General features: G+C 72.2%; 13 protein-coding genes. 7 read left to right on the top strand and 6 right to left on the bottom strand.

The genetic code is table 11. From position 1 onward, the window contains the following. Nucleotides 1-39: 39 nt before the first annotated feature. Nucleotides 40-1467 (bottom strand): UDP-glucose dehydrogenase family protein, encoded by a 1428-nt coding sequence (locus tag ACFHW1_RS20795; protein WP_416567452.1) that lies wholly within the window; start codon nucleotides 1465-1467, stop codon nucleotides 40-42. Between the two features lie 268 nt (nucleotides 1468-1735). On the opposite strand from ACFHW1_RS20795, the gene ACFHW1_RS20790 reads away from it, so the two are divergent. Continuing rightward, nucleotides 1736-2899: an acyl-CoA dehydrogenase family protein gene (locus ACFHW1_RS20790; protein WP_416556037.1), complete on the top strand. Its 1164-nt coding sequence runs from the start codon at nucleotides 1736-1738 to the stop codon at nucleotides 2897-2899. A gap of 38 nt (nucleotides 2900-2937) precedes the next feature. On the opposite strand, the gene ACFHW1_RS20785 is transcribed toward ACFHW1_RS20790, so the two are convergent. Beyond that, the gene (locus ACFHW1_RS20785) at nucleotides 2938-3846 is read right to left on the bottom strand and encodes a hypothetical protein (RefSeq protein ID WP_416556039.1); all 909 of its coding nucleotides are present in this window, start codon (nucleotides 3844-3846) and stop codon (nucleotides 2938-2940) included. An 80-nt stretch (nucleotides 3847-3926) separates the two neighbouring features. Continuing rightward, nucleotides 3927-4658 (bottom strand): hypothetical protein, encoded by a 732-nt coding sequence (locus ACFHW1_RS20780; RefSeq protein WP_416556041.1) that lies wholly within the window; start codon nucleotides 4656-4658, stop codon nucleotides 3927-3929. Nucleotides 4659-4931: 273 nt separating this feature from the next. Here ACFHW1_RS20780 and ACFHW1_RS20775 point away from each other — a divergent pair, with 273 nt between their 5' ends. Continuing rightward, nucleotides 4932-6941, top strand: a complete 2010-nt coding sequence (locus ACFHW1_RS20775) for an acetoacetate--CoA ligase (RefSeq protein WP_416615944.1) — start codon at nucleotides 4932-4934, stop codon at nucleotides 6939-6941. 51 nt (nucleotides 6942-6992) lie between these two features. Beyond that, nucleotides 6993-7349, top strand: a complete 357-nt coding sequence (locus tag ACFHW1_RS20770; RefSeq protein WP_278173914.1) for a hypothetical protein — start codon at nucleotides 6993-6995, stop codon at nucleotides 7347-7349. Nucleotides 7350-7386: 37 nt separating this feature from the next. Here the strand turns inward: ACFHW1_RS20770 and ACFHW1_RS20765 are convergent, their stop codons facing one another. Beyond that, nucleotides 7387-8094, bottom strand: coding sequence for a TIGR03089 family protein (locus ACFHW1_RS20765; protein WP_416556045.1), 708 nt, complete (start codon nucleotides 8092-8094; stop codon nucleotides 7387-7389). Nucleotides 8095-8291: 197 nt separating this feature from the next. Between ACFHW1_RS20765 and ACFHW1_RS20760 the strand changes: the two genes are divergently transcribed. Then, complete coding sequence (locus ACFHW1_RS20760; RefSeq protein WP_416556047.1) at nucleotides 8292-9455, top strand: glycosyltransferase family 4 protein; 1164 nt, start codon at nucleotides 8292-8294, stop codon at nucleotides 9453-9455. A gap of 78 nt (nucleotides 9456-9533) precedes the next feature. Continuing rightward, nucleotides 9534-10634 carry a mannose-1-phosphate guanylyltransferase gene (locus tag ACFHW1_RS20755; protein WP_416567455.1) on the top strand — a complete coding sequence of 367 codons (1101 nt, stop codon included), beginning with the start codon at nucleotides 9534-9536 and terminating at the stop codon, nucleotides 10632-10634. 13 nt (nucleotides 10635-10647) lie between these two features. Here ACFHW1_RS20755 and ACFHW1_RS20750 read toward each other — a convergent pair whose 3' ends face one another. Next, nucleotides 10648-11811 (bottom strand): coenzyme F420-0:L-glutamate ligase, encoded by a 1164-nt coding sequence (locus ACFHW1_RS20750; RefSeq protein ID WP_416556051.1) that lies wholly within the window; start codon nucleotides 11809-11811, stop codon nucleotides 10648-10650. After that, a complete protein-coding gene (gene cofD / locus ACFHW1_RS20745) occupies nucleotides 11808-12821 on the bottom strand; it encodes a 2-phospho-L-lactate transferase (RefSeq protein ID WP_416556052.1) in 1014 nt (337 codons plus the stop codon). The genes ACFHW1_RS20750 and cofD overlap by 4 nt, the downstream gene beginning before the upstream one ends. Nucleotides 12822-12901: 80 nt before the next feature. On the opposite strand from cofD, the gene ACFHW1_RS20740 reads away from it, so the two are divergent. Beyond that, complete coding sequence (locus ACFHW1_RS20740) at nucleotides 12902-13762, top strand: hypothetical protein (RefSeq protein ID WP_416615943.1); 861 nt, start codon at nucleotides 12902-12904, stop codon at nucleotides 13760-13762. 128 nt (nucleotides 13763-13890) lie between these two features. Continuing rightward, nucleotides 13891-16416 (top strand): bifunctional FO biosynthesis protein CofGH, encoded by a 2526-nt coding sequence (locus ACFHW1_RS20735; RefSeq protein ID WP_416615952.1) that lies wholly within the window; start codon nucleotides 13891-13893, stop codon nucleotides 16414-16416. The last annotated feature ends 82 nt before the right edge of the window (nucleotides 16417-16498 follow it).

Raw genomic sequence — 16498 nt, 5'->3', positions numbered from 1 at the left:
GCCCCACAACCGGCCGGTTCGGCGCGGGCGGTGCCGGGCTCAGGGGCGGCCCATACCGCGGTACTGCCAGCCGGCGCCGGTCCACAACGTCGAATCGAGGCAGTTCCGGCCGTCGATCACCCGTCGGCCGGCGACCAGCTCACCCAACGCCACCGGGTCGGCGTTACGGAAGTCGGCCCACTCGGTCAGGACGCAGACCAGGTCGGCGTCGCGGACCGCGTCGACCATCGACGGTACGTAGGTCAGGTCCGGCTGGGCCCGCCGGGCGTTCTCCGTGCCTTCGGGGTCGAAGACCCGCACCTGCGCGCCGGTCTTGGCCAGCATCGCAGCCACCGCGAGCGACGGCGCGTCGCGGACGTCGTCGGAGTTGGGTTTGAAGGTCGCCCCGAGCACCGCCACCGTCGTGCCGGACAGATCCGGCCCGGCCGGCCCGGACCAGCGGCCCAGCAGCTCGGCCGCCAGCTGCACCACCCGGGACCGTCGCCGCTGGTTGATCAGATCCACCTCGTGCAGGAACCGCAACGCCTCACCCGCGCCGAGCTCCTGCGCCCGCGCCTGGAACGCCCGGATGTCCTTCGGCAGACAGCCACCACCGAACCCGACCCCGGCTTGCAGGAACCGGTTGCCGATCCGCGGGTCGTAGCCGATCGCCCGGGCCAACTGGGTGACGTCGCCGCCGGCCACCTCACACACCTCGGCCATCGCGTTGATGAACGAGATCTTCGTGGCCAGAAACGCGTTCGCCGCGACCTTCACCAGCTCGGCGGTGGCGAAGTCGGTCACTACCAACGGCACCTCCCGGTCCTCGGTGGCGGCCAGGTCGAACACCCCTTTGTGTGCGGCGTACAGCATGCCGTTGGCCCACTCGCTGCGTACCCCGACCACGATCCGGTTCGGCCGCAGCACGTCCTCGACGGCAAAGCCCTCCTGCAGGAACTCCGGACTCCACGCCACCTCGACGCTCAGGTCGGCCGAGGCGTGCTTGCCGACCAGTTGCTCGATCCACTCGGCGGTGCCGACCGGCACGGTGGACTTGCCGACGATCAACGCCTTACGGGTCAGGTGTTGGGCCAGGCCGGTGACCGCCGCCTCGACGTAGGACAGGTCCGCGCCCATCGCGCCGGCCCGCTGCGGGGTGCCCACACAGATGAAGTGCACGTCGCCGAAATCGGCGGCGGCGGCCATGTCCGTGGTGAACCGCAACCGCCCGGCGGCCAGGCTCCGCTTGAGCAACTCGTCCAGACCCGGCTCGTGGAAGGGCACCTCACCTGCGGACAGCTTGGCAATCTTGTCGGCGTCGACGTCGTAGCCGATCACCTCGTAGCCGAGTTCGGCGAAGCAGATGGCGTAGGTCGCGCCGAGGTAGCCGGTGCCGAGGAAGGTCAGGCGCGGGCGGGGGGCGCCGGACGGCGGGGTCACCGCCGCGATGGCCGGGACGGGCTGGATGTTCGGGTACGGGATGGTCACGCCTTGATTCTCCGCTCGCGCTGGCGGCGCTGTGGTCGCGTCGCACTCGGTGGTCCGGTGCCGGGGGGCTCGACACCAATCATCGTGGTTTTGACGTTCGCGGCATACCGCTTCCGTGGGGACCGACCCGGCTGGGAGCCGCCGATCGGCTGCCCGGCAGACGATAGTCCGTATGTCTGGGTGGGGGCGACCGACGTCGGCGTTACTCGCCGGTATCCTCGCACTCGAGCAGGATATCGAGGGAACACTCCAGGCGAGGGAGGGCGTGATGACGTCCGGGCCGGCGTTCGATGTCTATCAGTTACCAGAGGAGCACACGGCGATCCGGGAAGCGGTTCGGGAGGTGTGCGACGCGAAGGTCGCCCCCAACGCCGCCGAGGCCGACGAGACCGCACAGTTTCCCACCGCGTCCTACGACGCGTTACGGGCGGCGGACTTCCACGCCCCGCACGTCCCGGAGCAGTACGGCGGGGCGGGTGCCGACGCCCTCGCCACCGCGATCGTCATCGAGGAGGTCGCGCGGGCCTGCGCATCCTCATCGTTGATCCCGGCGGTCAACAAGCTCGGCACGATGCCGTTGTTGCTGGCCGGCTCGGAGCAGTTGAAGGAGCGCTATCTGCGGCCGGTGGCGTCCGGGGCGGCGATGTTCTCGTACTGCCTGTCCGAGCCGGAGGCGGGCAGCGACGCGGCGTCGATGACCACCCGCGCGGTGCGCGACGGCGACCACTGGGTGCTCACCGGGGTGAAGCGGTGGATCACCAACGCCGGTGTCTCGGAGTACTACACGGTCTTCGCGGTCACCGAGCCGGGTGCCCGGTCACGGGGGATCTCCGCGTTCGTCGTGGAGAAGTCCGACCCCGGGGTGAGTTTCGGCGCACCGGAGAAGAAACTCGGCATCAAGGGGTCACCGACCTGCGAGGTCTACCTGGACAATGTCCGGATTCCGGCGGACCGGATGATCGGCGAGCCGGGCACCGGGTTTGCCACCGCGATGCGCACCCTGGACCACACCCGGGTGACGATCGCCGCCCAGGCCGTCGGCATCGCGCAGGGCGCGCTCGACTTCGCCCGCGGGTACGTGCGGGAGCGCCAGCAGTTCGGCAAGCCGATCGCCGACTTCCAGGGCGTCCAGTTCATGATCGCGGAGATGGGCATGAAGCTGGAGGCGGCCCGGCAGATCACCTACGCCGCCGCCGCCCGGTCGGAGCGCGCCGACGCCGACCTGACCTTCTTCGGGGCGGCGGCGAAGTGTTTCGCCTCCGACGCGGCCATGGAGATCACCACCGACGCGGTGCAACTGCTCGGCGGGTACGGCTACACCCGGGACTACCCGGTCGAGCGGATGATGCGGGACGCCAAGATCACTCAGATCTATGAGGGCACGAACCAGGTGCAGCGGATCGTGATGGCGCGTCAGCTGCTGACGCCCTGACCTGACCTGAGGCCGGACCTGAGGTTCCGGGTCCGGCCTCAGCTCGGGGACTTCCCGGCATCGCCGGGACGGGCCGGCAGCACCGTCGTGGTCTCGTCGGCCTGGTCGATCCGCTCCGTCTGGTCCGACTGGCTGATCTGGGTGGTCTCGTCCGGGTCGGTGGTGGTCGGCTGGCTGATTCGGGTGGTCTCGTCCGGGTCGGTGCCGGTCCCCGCCGGACGGGGCGGTGCGAACGCCGCCGCCTGGGGCAGTACGACGGTCGGATCGTCTCGCCGGTGCCCCGGTGGGGTCAGCCGCATCGTGTCGTGCTCCGAGTCGGTCCCGGCACCCGTCGCCGATCGGGCTGGCCGCAGCGGCGGGTTGGCGGCAGCCGGGAACGCGATGGTCCGAGCCGGATCGCCGGTCGGCGGCTGGGCCGACCACGGCGACGGTCCGGCGTCGCCGCCGTATCCGCCCGGGTCGCCGTACCCGCCGGGGCCGGGCAGTGGGGCGGTCCGCGTCACGTCCTGCGGTGGTGGTCCGCCGGCATACAGCGCCACCGTCCGCTCACCCCGCCAACGACGCGGGCTGAACACGGTGGCCAACAACGGGACGGCCAGTACCACGGCGAGCCCTTCGGCCGGCGCCGTGAGGACGAAGTCCGTGCCGAGCAGCCGGCGCGGCATCGTGTCGTAGAACCCCACGATGTCGACGGTGGCCCACACCGACACTGCGACGAACGACGCCCCGGCCAGCACCGGCCCGACCGGGGACAAACGGGGTAGCAGCAACAGTGCGTACGACACCCCGCAGACCGCGAGCGCGGCCAACCCGATGAACACGTCGAGCGGTGGTTCGCTGTACGCGTCCCGTCGGGCCAGCGCGTACTCGCTCAGGCCGAGCCCGGCGAGGAACCAGATCACCGGTGCGAGGAGCAGGGACAGGATCAGCGAGCCCAGGTGCCGCATCTGACCTCCTCGCGGGGATGGTGCCTTCCGGCACGGTACCCGCCGGTCGCAACGTCACCGACGATGTTCGGTGGGTCAACTCAGCGGATCAACCGACTGGACCGGGGGATGCGCCGGGCCGGCCGTAGCCCGTCGCCGTCGGGTCGAACGTCTTTGGCCGGCGCGGCCAGTGTCGACTTCGTCTTCGTGGTCAACGACGCCGGCCAACCTGCGTCGGCCCGGTCCGGGCCGGTCGGCGCGCCGGCGGATTCGTCCGACGTCGTGGTGCTGCCGCCCGGCAGTGACCAGAGCGACGGATCGAACTCGCCGAGCGGCCGGACCGGCAACGGCTCCGCCGCCGTCGCATCGGAGCCGGCCTTGTCGCCGGAGGTGCTGTTCGCCGCGGGCCGGGACCGCCACCGCTGCCGGCTCAGCACCGCGGTGCTGAGCAGCACCCCGAGTAACGCGAGAGTGCCGTTCTCCACCGGCTGCAGCAGTACCACCGGTTCACCGAGGAGCCGCCACGGCGTACCGATACCGATCAGGTCGCGGGCACCGAACGGGTCGACGAACATCGCGACGTACGGGGTGGCCAGGGCCAGCCCGGCGGTGAGTGGACCGAGCGGGGAGAACCGTAGCGTGCCCAGCAGCCCGAGCAGCAGCCCGGCGGCGAACACGAACGCGGCCGGTGCCAGCAGGGTCGCCGGGTGGTAAGTGCCGTCGGTCACCCAGCCGGCGATGGTGCGGGCCGATGTCGTCTGGCCGACCGCGATCAGCACCCAGCACAGCGGTGCCACGGCCAGGCCGCTGAGGAGGCTCCAGAGATGACGCATGGGCAAACCGTACCGTTTCGGGCGAGGATGCTTGAGCCGGGGCGCAACGGGCGGCGAACTTTTTCCGGACGCTTCGGTATCCGTCGCAGCCTGTGCCCGTTGCGCTACCTGCCGACGACAGCTTGTGTTCACGGCACGCTCCGTTGCGCCCCGGTTGGCAGGACAATCGATCAGCGGCACCGCCGCCGGCGGCGCGCGACGTGAGCGAGGATGGAAGTGGACGGCCACACGCGGTCCGGCGACGCGGCCGTGACCCGGGGAGGAGTGTCAGTCGTGAGCGAGGTGCTGTGGTGCCCACCGGTGGACGTGCGGCAACGGACCCGGATCGGCGGATACCTGGCGTGGCTGGAGCGCACCAGCGGGCTGCGGTTCGCCGACTACCAGCAGGTGTGGCAGTGGTCGGTCGACGACCTGGCCGGGTTCTGGGGGTCGATCTGGGACTACTTCGAGGTGGTCGGCCATCAGCCGGCGGAGCAGGTGCTCGCCGACCGGCGGATGCCCGGCGCGCGGTGGTTCCCCGGTGCCCGGCTCAACTACGCCGAGCACGTTCTGCGCGCCCCCGGGCTGGCCGAGGACGCCCCGGTGGTGATCGCGCACAGCCAGACCCGAGCGCCGGTCACCCTCACCGTCGGGCAACTGCGCGACGAGGTCCGCCGGGTGCGGGCCGGGCTGCGGCGGCTCGGGGTGGGGCCGGGGGACCGAGTTGCGGCGTACGCGCCGAACATCCCCGAGACGTATGTGCTGATGCTGGCCACCGCCAGCCTGGGCGGGATCTTCTCGTCGTGCGCGCCGGAGTTCGGCACTCGCAGCGTCACCGACCGCTGGCAGCAGATCGAGCCGACGGTGCTGGTCGCGGTCGACGGCTACCGGTACGGCGACAAGGCGGTCGACCGCCGCGCCGAGGTGGCAGCGATCGCGGACGCGTTGCCGTCGGCGCGGCACCGGGTGCTCATCTCGTACCTGTCGGCTGAGCCGTCGGACGCCCCGTCGTGGGCCACCTCGACCTGGGAGGCGCTCGCCGCGCCGACCGACGAGCCGTTGGCGTTCGACGCGGTGCCGTTCGACCAGCCGCTGTACGTGCTCTACTCGTCGGGCACCACCGGGCTGCCCAAGCCGATCGTGCACCGGCACGGCGGCATCCTGCTGGAGCATCTGAAGATGCTGGCGTTGCATCACGATCTGGGGCCGGGGGACCGGTTTTTCTGGTACACCACCACCGGCTGGATGATGTGGAACTACCTTGCCTCCGGGCCGGCGGTGGGTGCGGCCATCGTGCTGTTCGACGGCAACCCGGCGGTGAGCGCCGCCCCGGGCGGCCCGGCCAGCCCGGACCTGGGCACCCTGTGGCGACTGGCCGCCGAGACCGGCGCCACCTACTTCGGCACCTCGGCGCCGTTCCTGCTGGCCTGCCGTAAGGAGAAGCTGGTGCCCCGCCAGATCGCCGACCTGTCCCGGCTGCGCGGGGTCGGCTCGACCGGGGCGCCGCTGCCGGCCGAGGGTTTCACCTGGGTGTACCGGTCGGTCGGCGAGGACCTGCAGTTGACGTCGCTGTCCGGCGGCACCGACGTGTGCACCGGGTTCGTGGGCGGCGTACCACTGTTGCCGGTGCGGGCCGGGGAGATTGCCTGCCGGTGTCTGGGCGCGCGGGTCGAGGCCCGGGCCGCCGACGGCCGGACGGTGGTCGGCGAGCTGGGCGAGCTGGTTATCACCGAGCCGATGCCGAGCATGCCGGTCGGGTTCTGGAACGACCCGGACGGCAGCCGTTACCGGCAGGCGTACTTCGACCGGTACCCGGGGATCTGGTGCCACGGTGACTGGATCACCGTCGCCGAGGACGGGAGCTGCGCGATCACCGGCCGTTCGGATGCCACCCTGAACCGGGGCGGGGTGCGGTTGGGCACCGCCGAGTTCTACTCGGTGGTGGAGGCGTTGCCGGAGGTCGCCGACTCGCTGGTGGTTCACCTGGAGGATCCGCAGGGCGGGGCGGGGGAGCTGCTGCTGTTCGTGGCATTGCGGGCCGGGGTCGGGCTGGACGACGCGCTGCGTACCCGGATCGTGCGTGAGCTGCGCTCGGCGCTGTCACCGCGGCACGTGCCGGACGGGATTCATCAGGTCGCGGCCGTGCCCCGGACGCTGTCCGGCAAGAAGCTGGAGGTGCCGGTGAAGAAGATCCTCACCGGCGTGCCTGCCGGGCAGGCGGCGGCGGCCGGGGCGTTGACCGATCCGGCGGCGTTGGCGCCGTTCATCCGGTTCGCCCAGGACCGGGAAGCGTCGGTGGGTTGACCGATTCCGCCGGGATGGCAACGCAGCGTCAGCGCAGCGCGTCTCACAGGCGTGGGTGTCTACTTCCGTTTGAAGATCACCGACACGCTCGGCGTCCGGGTCGAGGGGGCGCACGCCTTCAACCCGTTGGCCGGGATCACCCGGACGTTCTGGTACCGGCTGCCGACTGACTGGGTGGTGGACGGCGCGGTGCCGCGACAGCGGCGCGAGATGCTGGTCGACCGGCTGTATGGCCCGGGCTGGCGGGACGGCAATCCGGACGGGTCCCGGTACATCATCCTCGGCGTGCAGGAGAAGCTGCTCAGCGACGGTGAGGCGGCGGGCAAGCCGTGGCTGGCCGATCGGGCCGGGTTCTACGTGTGCGCGCCGGACGGCGAACTGCGGGAAGTGGTGCCCCGCGAACTCTGACCGGCCCCGATCGTCCGGCGGTGCCGACGACGACCACTCAGGTCAGGACCAGATCGACCTTTTCGCTGTCCACCCGCCCGTCGAGTCGCTGCCGGTCGAGGTTGCGGCAGAGCACCATGGTCGCCTCGGCGGCCAGCGGCGCCAGCAGCCAGTCGGTCGGGTCCGGGTACCGGTCGCAGTCGACCAGGACCCGGGCCCCGGCCCCGATGCCCAGCTCCGCGCCGCGCCGGCGGGCCCGGCCAGCCAGCTCCGGGTCCTGTCGGTCGACCGCCGGGTACGGGGTGAAATGGTCGCCGTGGCCGCGTACCTCGGTGATGTAGTCGGTCCAGCCGGGCGGCAGTTCCCGGGCGGGTGCCGCCATCGGGGCGAGGCTGAGCAGGTAGCGCTCGCCGGCGGGCCGCCGATCGACCTCGGGCACCGCCGGCGGGCTGGCGAAGAGCACTTCCGCAGCCGGGGTGCCGGGCCCGGCGGCCGGGGCGGTCCGTACCACCAGCGCGGCCGACCAGCAACCGAGCAGGACGCCGGCGGTCTGCCAATGGGCCGGCAACGCGACGTCGGCGTGGTCGCCGGCGGCCGCGCCGGCCCCGTCCACCACCAGGTTGGCGGTCTTGGCCACCCAGTTGGCCAGCGTCGCACCGGACAGCTCGGCCCGGTCGCCGGTCGCGTCGTCGTACCAGGTGAGCAGGGGCCGTGTCGGGTCCGCAGCGACGGCGACCGCGAGCAGCCCGGCCAGGTTGTTGGTCATCGGGGCTGAGCGTAGCGCCGTCACTGTACGTACACGCTGTCACCGGGTGGTCTCGCCCCGCTGATCGTTGGCGGCGCGGTTCGCCGCGCCGCGTTTTCGGTCGCGTCGTCGACACGGCGGACGGCGTCGGGCGGCGTAGTCTTGGCACACGTGTCGTTCTTCACAACCCTCCACCACCCCCTTAGAGGAGTTGCCCAGTGACCGCCGGTCGACCGCCCCGCGTACTCATCGACGCCACGAGCGTGCCCACCGACCGCGGTGGCGTCGGTCGATACGTTGACGGCCTGCTGGGGGCCCTCGGTGCGCTCATCGGCAGCGGCGTCGAGCTCTCCGTCGTAGCGCTGCGTACAGATGTCGAGCGGTACACCCGGATGTTGCCGGCCGCCGACGTGATCGCTGCGCCGGCCGCCGTCGCGCATCGCCCGGCCCGGCTGGCCTGGGAGCAGACCGGGTTGCCGCTGCTCGCCCAGCAGACCGGTGCTGACGTGCTGCACTCGCCGTACTACACCTGTCCGATGCGGGCTGGATGTCCGATAACGGTAACCGTGCACGATGCGACGTTCTTCACTGAACCGGAGCACTACGACAAGTCGCGGCGAACCTTCTTCCGTAGCGCGATCAGGACCTCGCTGCGCCGGGCCAGTCGGGTGATCGTGCCCAGCAAGGCCAGCCGTGACGAGCTGATCCGGCTACTCAACGCCGACCAGGCCCGGATCGACGTGGCGTACCACGGCGTCGACTGCCGCGCCTTCCACGTGCCCAGTGACGAAGAGAAGGCTCGGGTGCGGGCCCGGCTCGGACTGACCGGCACCGACTACATCGCGTTCCTCGGTGCCAAGGAGCCGCGTAAGAACGTGCCCAACCTGATCCGGGGTTGGGTTCGCGCGGTGCAGGACCGGCCCGAGCCGCCCGCGCTCGTGGTCGCCGGCGGGCAGGGCCACGACGACGAGATCGACCGTGCCGTCACCGACGTCCCCGCCCACCTGCGGCTGCTGCGTCCCGGCTACCTGCGCTACGCCGACCTGCCCGGTTTCCTCGGCGGTGCCCTCGTCGCCGCCTACCCGTCCTACGGGGAGGGCTTCGGCCTGCCGATCCTGGAGGCGATGGCCTGCGGTACTCCGGTGCTGACCACGCCCCGGCTGTCGCTGCCCGAGGTCGGCGGTGACGCGGTCGCCTACACCAGCGAGGATCCGGACCGGATCGCCGCCGACCTGGTGGCGTTGCTCGACGACGAGTCCCGCCGGCACGCGTTGGCCAAGGCCGGGGTGGACCGGGCCAAGGAGTTCACCTGGGCATCCAGCGCCGAGGTGCACGTGGCGGCGTGGAGCCGGGCCGCCAGCATGAACCGGGTCGCCTGGTGACCCGACCACTACCTACCGGTACGGGTAGGTTTCCGCCATCTCGTCGGGTGGCGTGCCCGTGCCGGGCATGATGTGCTGATGCTCTTCGCCGTTATTCCGGCGGGTGGCAGCGGCACCCGACTGTGGCCGCTGTCCCGCGCCGGTAACCCTAAATTCCTGCACCCCCTCACCGGCACCACCGCCTCACTGCTGCAGGCGACCGTCGCACGGCTGGCGCCGCTGACCGATCCGGAACGGATACTGGTGGTGACCGGTGCGGCGCACGCCGCAGCGGTCGCCCGGCAGTTGGCGACGGTGCCGGAGGAGAACGTGCTCGTCGAGCCGTCGCCCCGGGACTCCTGCGCGGCGATCGCCCTCGCCGCCGCGGTCGTCGCCCGGCGTGAACCCCAGGGCGTGATGGGTTCGTTCGCGGCCGACCATCTGATCGGCGACACCGACCGGTTCGTGGAGACGATTCGTCAGGCGGTGGACGGAGCCCGTACCGGCCTGCTGATGACCGTCGGTGTCACCCCCACCCGGCCGGAGACCGGCTACGGCTACCTGGCCTGCGGCGACACCATCGGTTCCGGGCCGGTCCGCCGGGTCGAGCAGTTCACCGAGAAGCCAGGGCTGGCGGTTGCCGAGAAGTACCTGCGCTCCGGCCGGCATCTCTGGAACGCCAGCATGTTCGTCTGGCGGGTCGACGCGTTCCTCACCGAGTTGGCCCGCCAACAGCCCGAGCTGCACTCCGGCCTGACCCGGATCGCGGCCAGGTGGGACAGCCCCGACCGGGACGAGGTGCTCGGCGAGATCTGGCCGACACTGCCCCGCATCTCCGTCGACTACGCGGTGATGGAGGGCGCGGCCGCCGCCGGGCGGGTCGGCACCGTCCCCGGCGACTTCGGCTGGAACGACGTCGGGGACTTCCACACCCTCGGCGACGTGCTGCCCGCCGATCCGGACGGCAACGTCGTCCTCGGCGCCTCGGCGGCCGAGGAGAAGCCGGGGGTGCTGCTGCGGGACAGCAGCGGCCTGGTGGTGGTGCCGCACTCCAACCGGCTGGTCGCGGCGCTCGGCGTACGGGACCTGATCGTGGTGGACACCCCGGACGCGGTAATGGTCTGCCCGCGCGATCGGGCGCAGGACGTCAAGCGGCTGGTGGACGCGCTCAAGGAGCGCGGCGAGGACGGCTACGTGTAGGCCACCGGGTCCGTCACGGCGGCGCGACGAGCCCGAGTGCGACGACGGTACCGTCGGGGCCGGCGACGGTCCCTAGCTCGGCGCTGGCGACCCCGTCGGCCGCCAGCGCCGCCCGTAGCCGGTGCAGGTCGGCGCCGAAGCGCACCAGGTCCGGCGGCGTATCGCCGGGCGGCCGGCAGCGCAGCAACACCGGGTACGCTGCGTCGGCCGGCAGACCGTCGGTCGCGGTCCGCTGATCGTCGGCGTCGGCCAGTTCGAAGCGGGTGCCGGGTGCCACCACCTCGGACACCAGCCGGACCGCTCGGGCCACGGTCTCGCCGTCGACCGGACGGCGATCGTCGACTCCGACGGCCGGAGCACCCGCCGGTCCGGCCGGGGCCGCTACCGGCCCGGCCGGTGGCAGGGTTGCCGCCGCGAGCAGCCCGGCCCGCCGGGCCTCCGCCGTACCCAGCGTGAACAGGTCCTGACCTGGTTCGCGGATCAGTGGGCGCACGCCCGGCCCGTCGGGACCGGCCGGCCCCGCCGGCGGGGCCGGCCGCCACGGATAGCCGCGGACCACCGCCACCGGCACCTGCTCCGACTTGCCCTTCACCAGGTCCCCGGCAGCGGCCATCTCGTCGACCACCGCCATCTGGGTCAGCCGTAGCTCGTTGCCGTACCGGTCGGTCTGGCCGCAGTAGTCGCGCACCGGGTCGATGCCGGCGGCCCCGAGCGCGACGTCGGTCAGGCCGTTGCGCCACGGCCGTCCCATGGTGTCCGACACGACGACCGCCAGATCGAGCCCCAGCCGGGCGTGCAACCCGGCCCGCAGTTGTCGGGCCGACCGGTCCGGGTCGACCGGTAACAGCACCAGCTGGGTGGGAGCCACGTTCGAGTTGTCGATCCCGGCGGCCGCCATCACGAACCCGTGCCGGGTGCGGACGATTCGGGTCGCCCCACGCCGCGCCACCACCTCGACGGTCTCGGCGGCCAGTACCTCGTCGCGGACCCGGCTGCGGTCCGGATCGTCGGCCGGCAGGTCCGCCAGCCGGCCCTCGGCCTTGGAGACAATCTTGCTGGTCACCACGAGGACGTCGCCGTCGCGCAGCCACGGCGCGGCGTCCCCGATCAGCGCCGCCAGGTCGTCACCGGGGAGCACCTCGCCGATCCCGGTGACCGGCAGGATCTCCAGCCTCATCCGGTCACCCCGGTCGGCCGACCGGCCAGTTCGATCGCGGCGCCGACCATCGCGGCCGTCGCCGCCTCGTCGGACATCCACAGCGGTACGGCCCGCACCTCGATCCCGTCCACCCGGGTGGCCTCGTCCACCGGGTCGACCAGCCAGCCGTCCAACAGCCCACCGGCGCGCCGGGCACCGTAGAGCGCCGCCACACCCGCCGCCGTGCACGGTTCGCCCAGCACCGCGAGACACCGGTCGGCCATGCCGCGTACCGGTGCGTCGCCGATGATCGGCGACACCCCGACCACCGGGGCCGGGTTGCCGGCGAGTGCCTCGCGGATCCCGGGTACGGCGAGTACCGGTGCGATGCTCACCACCGGGTTGCTCGGTGCGATCAGCACGACGTCGGCGGCGGCCAGTGCGTCCAGTACGCCGGCAGCCGGCTTGGCCTGTGCCGCGCCGACGAAGACGAACCGGTGGGTGGGCAGCGCGCCCCGATGGCGTACCCACCATTCCTGGAAATGGATGGCCCGCTCGCCGCCGGCATCGGGCCCCGGCCCCGACTCCGAGCCCGGCCCCGACTCCGGGTCCGAGACGACGACGTGGGTCTCCAGCCGGTCGTCGGTGGCCGGCAGCAGCCGCACCCCCGGCCGCCAGCGGGCGCAGAGCGCCTCGGTGACCGCCGACAGCGGATAGCCGGCGTTGAGCATGGTGGTGCGGACCAGATGGGTGGCGACGTCCCGGTCACCGAGCCCGAACCAGGTGGGTTCCGCCTGGTACGCGGCCAGCTCGTTCTTCACCGCCCAGGTCTCGCCGACCCGGCCCCAGCCACGCTCCGGATCCGCGCCGCCGCCGAGTGTGTACATCACGCTGTCCAGGTCCGGGCTGATCCGCAACCCGTGCAGGATCACGTCGTCACCGACGTTGACCACGGCAGTCAGCTCGGCTTCGGTGCGTCGGGCGTACTCTCGCGCGCCGACCAGGAACTTCGCGCCGCCGATCCCGCCGGTCAGTACCACGATCCGCATGCCGTCCATCCTCGTCCATCGGCGGAGCACTACGCTCACCGGCATCGACCGCCGCCACCTGCGAGCACCGGGAGAAACGCGTGACCACCCAACCAGAGGCTGGGCCCGGCGACCGGCCGCCAGCCAGAGATCTCACCATGCCGCTGCGGGAGCTCGCCGCCGCCGTCCTGCTCGGTGCCACCGCAGTGTTCCTGTTCACCGCGTTGCTGGACCTGCTCGTGCCGGACCGGCTCGGCTTCGGGCCGGGGTTCGCCCGCCGCTCGGCGGACAGTTTCGGCAGCTTCGTCAACCTGGCCACGGTCAGCTTCCCATTGCTGGCGGTGCTGCTCGCCACGCACCTCACCCCGGAGCTGGGCCGGGCTCGGCTGATGACCCTGGTCGCCCTCGTCGAGTACGCGGTCGCTGCGGTGTTCGGTGGTCTGTTCGGGCTGCTGGTCGGCTTCGTCGTGCTGGTCGACGACACCATCCGCGGCGGCTTTCAGGCGCTGCTGACCCGGGCGGCGTGGCTGGCGGTGCTCGGCGTCGCCGGGTACGCGCTGTGGCGGATCTGGCAGGGGCGCTACCAGGTGGTGCCACCGAAGCCGCCGGCACCGGACGGCTACGGCCCACCGCCCAGCTACGGCCCAGCAGGGCAGTACGGCCAGCCCGGTCCGTACGGCCCACCGCCGCCCGGCTACGGCCAGCCGGGTCAATACGGCCAGCCGGGTCAGTACGGCCAGCCGGGCCCGTACCACCCGTACCACCAGCCCGGTCAGCCCGGACCGGCGTACCCGCCACCGCCACCACCGCAGAGCGGCCCGCATCCGATGTACGCGCCGCCTGTGCCGACGGCGCCGTCTTCCGGGCCGCCGGCTCCGCCCGGGGACAAGCCAGGGCCGGCTGGGAACGAGCCCGCTCCGCAGGAGCCGGGACCGGACGGGCCGACCCAGCGAATCTCCTAAGTGGCTCCGGTCGTCGGCGGCTCAGCTCCGGTCGCCGGTGACCGCTGTGGCGAGCGCCACCGGCCGGCGCAAGCCCGAGGGCCTAGTCTGCACTGGTGGCCGAGCACACCGAATCCGTCGTCGCCCGGGTGACCGGGGCCGCCCCGGCGGGACAGCCCACCACCGCAAGTGTCCGGCGGGCGCTGCGTCGTGCCGCGACCGGCCGCAGTCTCGACTTGGACGAGGCGGTCGCGCTGCTGGCCGCCACCGAAGACGAGTTCGACGAACTGCTCGACCTCGCCGGTTCGCTGCGCGACGCGGGGCTACGGGACGCCGGCCGGCCGGGCGTGATCACGTACTCGCGGAAGGTCTTCGTCCCGTTGACCCGGCTCTGCCGGGACCGCTGCCACTACTGCACCTTCGCCACCGTGCCCGGCCGGCTGCCCGCCGCGTACCTGGACCGCGACGAGGTGCTGGCGATCGCCCGAGCCGGTGCCGCGCAGGGCTGCAAGGAGGCGTTGTTCACCCTCGGCGACCGGCCCGAGGACCGCTGGCCGGCGGCCCGGCGGTGGCTGGACGAGCGGGGCTACGACTCTACCGTCGACTATCTGCGGGCCTGCGCGATCGCCGTACTGGAGGAGACCGGTCTGCTGCCGCACCTCAACCCGGGGGTGCTGAGCTGGGCCGAGCTGCAACGGCTCAAGCCGGTGGCGCCCAGCATGGGGATGATGCTGGAGACCACCGCGACCCGGCTGTGGTCCGAGCCGGGCGGCCCGCACCACGGCTCGCCGGACAAGGAACCGGCGGTGCGGCTGCGGGCGATCGCCGACGCCGGTCGGGTCGGCGTGCCGTACACCACCGGCCTGCTGATCGGCATCGGCGAAACTCCCCGGGAACGGGTCGAGTCGCTGTTCGCGATCCGGTCGGCGGCCCGCGAGTACGGTCACATCCAGGAGGTGATCCTGCAGAACTTCCGTGCCAAGCCGGACACGGCGATGCGTGGCATGCCGGACGCCGAACTGCGTGACCTGGCCGCGACGGTGGCCGTCGGCCGCCTCCTGCTCGGGCCTGGTGCCCGCATCCAGGCCCCGCCGAACCTGGTCGAGGGGGAGTACGCGCTGCTGCTGCGGGCCGGCATCGACGACTGGGGCGGGGTGTCGCCGGTGACTCCGGACCACGTCAACCCGGAGCGGCCCTGGCCGCAGATCGACGAGCTGACCCGGCGTACTGCCGCCGCCGGGTTCACCCTGCGGGAACGGCTGACCGTCTACCCCGAGTATGTGCGGCGCGGCGAGGCGTGGCTGGACCCGCGGCTGGCCGCGCACGTGTCGGCGCTCGCCGAGCCGGGCACCGGTCTGGCCGACGAGTCGGCGATGCCGGTCGGCCGCCCCTGGCAGGAGCCGGAGGAGCTGTTCGCCCCGGTCGGCCGGACCGATCTGCACACCACGATCGACACCACTGGGCGGACCGGGAACCGGCGGGGCGACTTCGACCGGGTGTACGGCGACTGGGCCGAGGTCGCCGGCCGGATCAGCGTACCGACCGGTGCCGGCACCAACGGCGACGGCGCTGGCGACGCGAATCTGCGGGCCGGGCTGCGGCTGGCCGCCGACGATCCGGCGGCGCTGCTGCAACCACGGCACACCGACGCGGCGCTCGCCCTGTTCAACGCCGATGGCGCGGCGCTGGACCAGGTCTGCCGGATCGCCGACGAGGTACGCCGGGACACCGTCGGCGACGACGTCACCTACGTGGTCAACCGCAACATCAACTTCTCCAACGTCTGCTACGTCGGCTGCCGATTCTGCGCGTTCGCCCAGCGGGAACGGGACGCCGACGCGTTCCGGCTCTCCGCCGAGCAGGTGGCGGACCGGGCCGAGGAGGCGTGGCGGGCCGGTGCCTCCGAGGTCTGCATGCAGGGCGGCATCGATCCCAAGCTGCCGGTGACCGCGTACGCCGAGTTGGTCCGGGCGGTCAAACGACGGGTGCCGCAGCTGCATGTGCACGCCTTCTCCCCGATGGAGATCGTCACCGCCGCCGCGAAGGCGGGCATGCCGGTCCGGGACTGGCTGCTGATGCTGCGCGAGGCGGGACTGGACACCATCCCGGGAACTGCGGCGGAGATCCTCGACGACGACGTGCGGTGGGTGCTGACCAAGGGCAAACTGCCGGCCGCCACCTGGGTCGAGGTGGTGACCACCGCGCACGAGCTGGGGCTGCGGTCCAGCTCGACGATGATGTACGGGCACGTGGACCATCCCGGTCAGTGGCTGGCGCATTTCCGGGTGCTGGCCGGGGTGCAGGACCGCACCGGCGGCTTCACCGAGTTCGTCGCGTTGCCATTTGTGCACACTAACGCGCCGATCTACCTCGCCGGGCTGGCCCGGCCGGGGCCGACATGGCGGGAGAACCGAGCCGTGCACGCCATGGCCCGGCTGTTGCTGCACGGCCGGGTACACAACATCCAGTGCTCCTGGGTGAAGCTCGGCGACGAGGGCACCGTCGCGATGCTGCGCGGCGGGTGCAACGATCTCGGCGGGACGCTGATGGAGGAGACGATCTCGCGGATGGCCGGGTCGGCCAACGGCTCGGCGCGTACCGAAGCGCAGCTGCAGTCGATCGCGGCCGCCGCCGGCCGTCCAGCGGTCCGCCGGTCCACCGCGTACCAGCGCTGACGGCCGGCCGGCGCACTGCGGTGGCGTACCCGACAAAAGTCGATTCGCGGATGATCGAACCCACCGGCGTCGTCGGCCGTAT

The sequence above is a fragment of the Micromonospora sp. LOL_014 genome, from assembly GCF_048060245.1.
Classification (GTDB): domain Bacteria; phylum Actinomycetota; class Actinomycetes; order Mycobacteriales; family Micromonosporaceae; genus Micromonospora_E.
The sequence above is the reverse complement of the archived record's forward strand: the minus strand, read 5'-3'. Positions and strand labels throughout refer to the sequence as shown.

Coding starts and splice junctions, on each gene's coding strand:
- ACFHW1_RS20790 (WP_416556037.1), top strand. CDS start 1,736: ATGACGTCCGGGCCGGCGTTCGATGTCTATCAGTTACCAGAGGAGCAC.
- ACFHW1_RS20785 (WP_416556039.1), bottom strand. CDS start 3,846: ATGCGGCACCTGGGCTCGCTGATCCTGTCCCTGCTCCTCGCACCGGTG.
- ACFHW1_RS20780 (WP_416556041.1), bottom strand. CDS start 4,658: ATGCGTCATCTCTGGAGCCTCCTCAGCGGCCTGGCCGTGGCACCGCTG.
- ACFHW1_RS20765 (WP_416556045.1), bottom strand. CDS start 8,094: ATGACCAACAACCTGGCCGGGCTGCTCGCGGTCGCCGTCGCTGCGGAC.
- ACFHW1_RS20755 (WP_416567455.1), top strand. CDS start 9,534: ATGCTCTTCGCCGTTATTCCGGCGGGTGGCAGCGGCACCCGACTGTGG.
- ACFHW1_RS20750 (WP_416556051.1), bottom strand. CDS start 11,811: ATGAGGCTGGAGATCCTGCCGGTCACCGGGATCGGCGAGGTGCTCCCC.
- cofD (WP_416556052.1), bottom strand. CDS start 12,821: ATGCGGATCGTGGTACTGACCGGCGGGATCGGCGGCGCGAAGTTCCTG.